General features: G+C 70.2%; 5 protein-coding genes. 4 read left to right on the forward strand and 1 reads right to left on the reverse strand.

The window, feature by feature from the left end; all coding sequences use genetic code 11:
- Positions 1-224: nitrite reductase (NAD(P)H) small subunit (locus AB4Y86_RS09615; RefSeq protein ID WP_441402018.1), on the reverse strand; the 224-nt coding region annotated here is incomplete at its 3' end.
- Between the two features lie 282 nt (positions 225-506).
- Here AB4Y86_RS09615 and nirB point away from each other — a divergent pair.
- From nirB to AB4Y86_RS09635, 4 genes are all read left to right on the forward strand, one after another.
- A complete protein-coding gene (nirB, locus tag AB4Y86_RS09620; RefSeq protein ID WP_441402019.1) occupies positions 507-3221 on the forward strand; it encodes a nitrite reductase large subunit NirB in 2715 nt (904 codons plus the stop codon).
- 2 nt (positions 3222-3223) lie between these two features.
- Positions 3224-4258 (forward strand): uroporphyrinogen-III C-methyltransferase, encoded by a 1035-nt coding sequence (gene cobA, locus AB4Y86_RS09625; protein ID WP_441402020.1) that lies wholly within the window; start codon positions 3224-3226, stop codon positions 4256-4258.
- Positions 4259-4344: 86 nt separating this feature from the next.
- A complete protein-coding gene (locus AB4Y86_RS09630) occupies positions 4345-5448 on the forward strand; it encodes a uroporphyrinogen-III synthase (protein WP_441402022.1) in 1104 nt (367 codons plus the stop codon).
- Between the two features lie 150 nt (positions 5449-5598).
- Positions 5599-6130: FAD-dependent oxidoreductase (locus tag AB4Y86_RS09635; protein WP_441402021.1), on the forward strand; the 532-nt coding region annotated here is incomplete at its 3' end.

Raw genomic sequence — 6130 nt, forward strand, 5'->3', positions numbered from 1 at the left:
CCGGCCATGACATGCGCCCCGGTCGCCGGATCGGCATGCTCGACGGCGAATACCTCACCGGCGGCCGTGCGGAACAATGCCACCTGGCGTCCCGCTATCAGCGCAGCCTCGCCCCAGCCGGGCTCCAGGTCCTCCACGGCGCACACCCGGTGCCAGGCAGCTCCGGCTCCACCGCCGATTCGCTTCCCATGGTTGCGGGCTGTGCTTTCCAGTACGGCGGTCATGTCGGCCCCTATCAAAATTACCGGCCACGGCTGCGGCCATGTCTCCACGCTAGGTCGGCCGTGTTTCTACGGCGTGCGGCCAATGTGTCCGGCGGGTAAAAGGGATCTCACGTGGCCGGAAACGCAGCCGTGATGCAGAAGTTAAGTTGGCGAAACACAAAGGAAACTGAGGGGAAACTGCCGGTCCCTAGGCTGAACGGACCAGTTGCTCGGCGCCGATAGCCGAAACACCTGGACCTCATCGTTGCAGGGCACCGCCTGCGGCCCAACGAAAGGCCACCCGTGACCGGACAGACCGCCAGCCCAGAAAACGTGCCTCCCCGGACCGCGTCCGGGCAGACCCGCCGCCGTGTCGTCGTCGTCGGCGGCGGACCCGCCGCGCACCGCTTCGCCGACGCCATGCACGCCCGCGGCCTCGACGGCTGGCAACTCACCGTCCTCACCGAGGAAGCCCACCTGCCCTACGACCGCGTAGCGCTCAGTAAGACCCTGACCGACACCGCCGCGGACCTCACCCTCGGCAGCGCGTCGATGTGGGACCACGACGCCGTCACCCTCCGGACCGGCGAGCGCGTCACCAGCATCGACACCGCGGCGAAAACCGTGGCCACCGCTGCCGGCACCAGCTACCCGTACGACGAACTGGTCGTCGCCACCGGCTCGGACGCGGCCCGTCTGCCCATCCCGGGCTCGGAGCTCACCCACGTGTACCGCACGCTGGAGGACGTCCGGGCCATCAACCAGGCGATCGCGGACCTGACGGCCAAGGTCGGCCGCAAGGTCAACGCCGTCACCATCGGCGGCGGCCTCCTGGGTCTGGAATCCGCGGCCGGCACCGAACAACTCGGCGCCACCCCGATCGTCATCAACGGCTCGCCCTGGCTGATGAACACCCAGCTGGACGAAGGCGCCGGACAGGCCCTGGGCCGGCTCATCGAGGCCAAGGGTTTCACCGTCCACGGCGGCGTGTTCCCCTCCGAGGTCCTCGCCGACGACGACGGCCAGGTCACCGGCGTACTCATGGCGGACGGCCGGACCATCGACGCGGACATCGTGATCGTTGCTGTCGGTGTGCGGCCCCGCGACGAGCTGTTCCGCGCCGCCAACGGCCCGGACGGGCACGACGGCGCGCCCCAATTCGAACTCGGCCCGCGCGGCGGCGTCGTGATCTCCGGTGGCTGCGAAACACAGGTTCCCGGCATCTGGGCGATCGGCGAGGTCGCCAACTTCGGCGGCATGTGCCTGGGTCTCGTGGCTCCGGCCAACACCATGGCGGAGATCGTCGCCGACCGGCTGCACGGCGGCGACGCGACCTTCCCCGGCTTCGACACCGCCACCAAGCTCAAGCTCTCCGGCGTCGATGTCGCCAGCTTCGGTGACGCCTTCGCCCGGACCGAGCACGCGCTGGAGATCGTCTACGCCGATCCGGCCCGCGGGGTCTACCAGAAGATCGTCACCACGGACGATGCCAAGACCCTCCTCGGCGGCATCTTCGTCGGGGATGCCACCCCGTACACGTCGCTGCGCCCGATGCTCGGCCGTGAACTCGCCGCCGAACCCGGCGCGTACCTCACCGCGGCCAGCGGCGGGGCCGGGGGCGAAGCCCTGGAGGCCAGACTCCCGGACGACGCCATCCTGTGTTCCTGCAACAACGTGTCCGCCGGGACCATCCGCGACACCGTCAACGGCTGCGGGGCCGGCGACGGCAACGCACCCGTCCAGGAGCTCGGCGAACTGAAGGGGTGCACCCGTGCCGGCACCAGCTGCGGTTCCTGCGTGCCGATGCTCAAGAAGCTGCTCGAAAGCGAACTCACCAAGTCCGGCGTCGAGGTCTCCAAGGCCCTGTGCGAGCACATCGAGCTGTCCCGCCAGGACCTCTTCGAGACCATCCGCGTCCTGGAGCTGACCTCCTTCGAGGAAGTCATGGCCAGGTACGGCACGGGCGACGGCTGCGACATCTGCAAGCCGACCATCGCGAACATCCTGGCCAGCCAGAACAGCGCCTACGTCCTGGACGCCGGCCGCGGCACCCTGCAGGACACCAACGACCGCGCCCTGGCCAACATGCAGAAGGACGGCACCTACTCGGTGGTGCCGCGCATTGCCGGCGGCGAAATCACCCCGAAGAAACTCGGTGTGATCGCGGCAGTCGCGGAACAGTACGGCCTGTACACCAAAATCACCGGCGGCCAGCGGATCGACATGTTCGGCGCCCGGCTCGAGCAGCTGCCCGAAATCTGGAAGCTGCTCGTGGACGCCGGGTTCGAATCCGGCCAGGCCTACGGCAAGTCCCTGCGCACCGTGAAGTCCTGCGTCGGCTCCACCTGGTGCCGCTTCGGCGTCCAGGACTCGGTGGCCATGGCGATCCGGCTTGAGCTGCGCTACCGCGGCCTGCGCAGCCCGCACAAGCTGAAAATGGGCGTCTCCGGCTGCGCCCGCGAATGCGCCGAGGCCCGGGGCAAGGACGTCGGCGTCATCGCCACGGCGGACGGCTGGAACCTGTACGTCGGCGGCAACGGCGGCGCCACCCCGGCCCACGCCCAGCTACTGGCCAAGGACCTGGACGACGAAACCCTGGTCAAGTACATCGACCGCTACTTCATGTACTACATCCGCACCGCCGACCGGCTGCAGCGCACCGCCCGCTGGCAGGAAGAACTGGACGGCGGGATCAAGCACGTCGAGGACGTCGTGGTGCACGACGTCCTGGGCATCGCCGAAGACCTCGAGGCCGCCATGGCCAAGCACGTTGACACCTATGTCGACGAATGGGCCGACACCCTGAAGGATCCGGAGCGCCTCCGCCGCTTCCGGTCCTTCGTCAACGCCCCGGACCAGGTGGACGATTCCATCACCTTCGTCTCCGACGAGCGGGGCCAGATGCGCCCCGCCACGGCCGAAGAGAAGGCCCGGGCCGGTCAGCAGCCGGTCTTGATCGGGTCGCACATCCCGGTCCGTTCCACCACACCTGAACTGCTTGACGAAAACGAGGCATAGCCATGCAGCTCAACATTGAACTCACCGGACGCGAAGTCCTCGTCACCGGCTCGGATGCCGCCGCCCGCCAAGCCGTCCGCCGCTACCGGGCCGCCGGCGCCGTCGTCTCCCGGCTCAGCAGCCCCGGCGGTTCCCGCCGCGACGGCCCGTTGCCGGAGCGGCCCTTCCTGGTCGCCGCGGTTGACGACGGCCAGCCCGGCTGGGAGGCGCTCCTGGACCGCTGCCGCGAAACCGGAATCCCGGTCGCGGCGGAACCCGCCGCCGGACCCGCCGGCCAGGTCACCCTGGTCGGCGGCGGGCCCGGAACCACCGAACTGCTGACCGTCGCCGCTATCAAGGCCCTGCGGGACGCCGACGTCGTCTTCTACGACCGCCTCGCCCCGTACCAGGAACTTCCCTCGCTGAGCACGGCGGAACTGGTGGACGTGGGTAAGATGCCCGGCCACCACCCGGTCAGCCAGTCCGGCATCGAGGAACTTCTGGTGGACGCGGCTCTGGCCGGCAGGAACGTGGTCCGGCTCAAGGGCGGGGACCCGTACGTGTTCGGCCGCGGCGGCGAGGAAGTGGCCGCCTGCGTGAAGGCCGGCGTCCCCGTCCGGGTGATCTCCGGCGTGACGAGCGCCATCGCCGTCCCGGCCGCAGCCGGGATCCCGGTCACCCACCGCGGGGTCAGCCACCTGTTCACGGTGGTCTCCGGCCACGCCCCGCTGACCGGGAAGGAATACACGCACCTCGCCGGACTGGGCGGGACCATTGTGGTGCTGATGGGCATCGGCACCTTGCACCAGCTCGCCGCCGGCCTCCGGCGGGCGGGAATGCGCGCGGACATGCCGATGGCCGTCGTCGAACGCGGCTACCGCCCCGGCCAGCGGACCACCATCGCCGAGCTGGGCACCATCACGACGGCGGCCGCGGACTGCAGCAACCCGGCCGTGTTGGTGATCGGAGAGGTCGTCAGGGTGGCCGAGGCCAACCGAGGCTGCGCGGAGGCGGAAGCCGAATTGGACCGCCTGGCCGCGGCGCTGATGGGGGCGTGAGCGCCGTGAGCGCGCTCGGTGCCGTCGCCGGCCCCGCCGCGGAGCAGCCCCCGCATCCCGACCGGCCGCCGGCCGCGGAGGTTACCGTGGAGAAAGTCGAGTTGCCGCTGGAGGGCTTCCGCATCGGGGTCACCTCGCACCGCCGCTCCCAGGACCTGATCGAGGCCCTGGAGCGGCGCGGCGCCGAGGTGCTGCACGCCCCGGCGCTGAAGATCGCCCCGGTCCAGGAGGACCAGCGGCTGATCGAGGACACCCGTGCCGTCATCGCGGCCCGGCCGGAACTCTGCATCGCCACCACCGCTTACGGGATGCGCCGCTGGTGCGAAGCGGCGGACACCTTCGGGATCGGCGAGCAGTTGCTGGAAGCCCTCGGCGCCACCCGGATGTTCGTCCGGGGGCCCAAGGCGCGCGGCGCCGTCCGCGCGGCCGGACTGGCCGACGTCGGAATCAGCAGCGACGAGACCACCGCCACGCTGGTGGACCTGCTGCTGGCCGAGGGGGTGCGCGGCAAGACCGTGGCCGTGCAGCTGCATGGCTACACCGATGTCCGCCAGCTGGAGCGGCTGCGGCTGTCCGGCGCCACGGTCATGACGGTCACGCCGTACCGCTGGGTCAAGCCCGACGGCGCCGACCTGCTGCCGAAGCTGATCGAGGCGGCCTGCAGCGGCAACCTGGACGTCCTGACCTTCACCAGCGCCCCCGCCGTCGATGCAATGTGGAGCACCGCGCACGAGATGGGCCTTTACAAGCAGCTGGTGGCGAGCCTGAAGTCCGACGTGGCCACCGCCGTCGTCGGCCCCATCACCGCCCAGCCGCTGCTCGACGCCGGGGTGCAGCCGCTGATTCCGGAGCGGTTCCGGATGGGCGCCCTGATTCGTCTGGTTTGCGAACACCTGGCCCTGAACCATGTGCGGCGCTTGGATACCGCGTTGGGCGCGGTGGAACTGCGTGGCCGGTCGCTGCGGATCGATGGCGAGGCGCTGGAACTGGCACCGGCGCCGCTGCTGTTGCTGCGGGCGCTGCTGGGCGCCGGCGGGGCCGTRCTGTCCCGCGACGCGCTCTCCGAGCTGCTGGAACTGCGGGGATCGGTCCACGCCCTGGACATGACCGTCAGCCGGCTCCGCTCCGCGCTGCCGGACGGCAGCCTGGTGGAGACGGTGGTCAAGCGCGGCTACCGGCTGCGGATGTGAGCCACGCCATTACCAGCCGGTAACAACTGGCGAACAAGCCGGGGAAATACCGCAACAACCCGGTAACCTGCGCGAAAAATCAGCCCCCTACGCTGGGGAACATCAGTAACACTGGCCACATCCACCGGCCTCCAGCGAAAGGGCCAGCACATGTCCGTTACGGAAACACCCGCCATCTCCACCGTGTCCGCTACCTCCGAGACCCGGCCGCGGATCGTGATCGCCGGAGCCGGACCGGCGGCGCAGGCGCTGGTCCACCGGCTCACCCGCACCCCGTTCGCCGGCGGCATCACCGTGCTCAGCAACCGCGATGAYGCCCCGGAGGCGCTGCTGGAGCTCGCCGCCCTGCCCCAGGTCTCGGTCCGACTCGGGCAGCCGGCCAGCTTCATCGACGCCACGGAGCACCGGGTCACGACGGCGGACGGCCTCGAATTCAGCTACGACCAGCTGGTGATCGCCACCGGTTCGGTGCCTGCGYTGGAACCCATCGAGGGCGCCGGCCGGTGCCTGAGCTACTCGACGATCGACGACGCCTCCCCGCTCGGGGAGGCGGTCAAGGACGTCACGAGGGTCCTCGGCCGCAGGCCGCTGGGCATCCTCGTGGGCAACGGCACCGCTGCAGGGCAGGCCGAAGCGGTGCTCCGGGCCCGCGGCGTGCGGCCTGTCCGCACCACCCTGCGGC

Origin of the sequence: Arthrobacter sp. 2YAF22_2, assembly GCF_052114645.1 — a bacterium.
GTDB lineage: Bacteria > Actinomycetota > Actinomycetes > Actinomycetales > Micrococcaceae > Arthrobacter.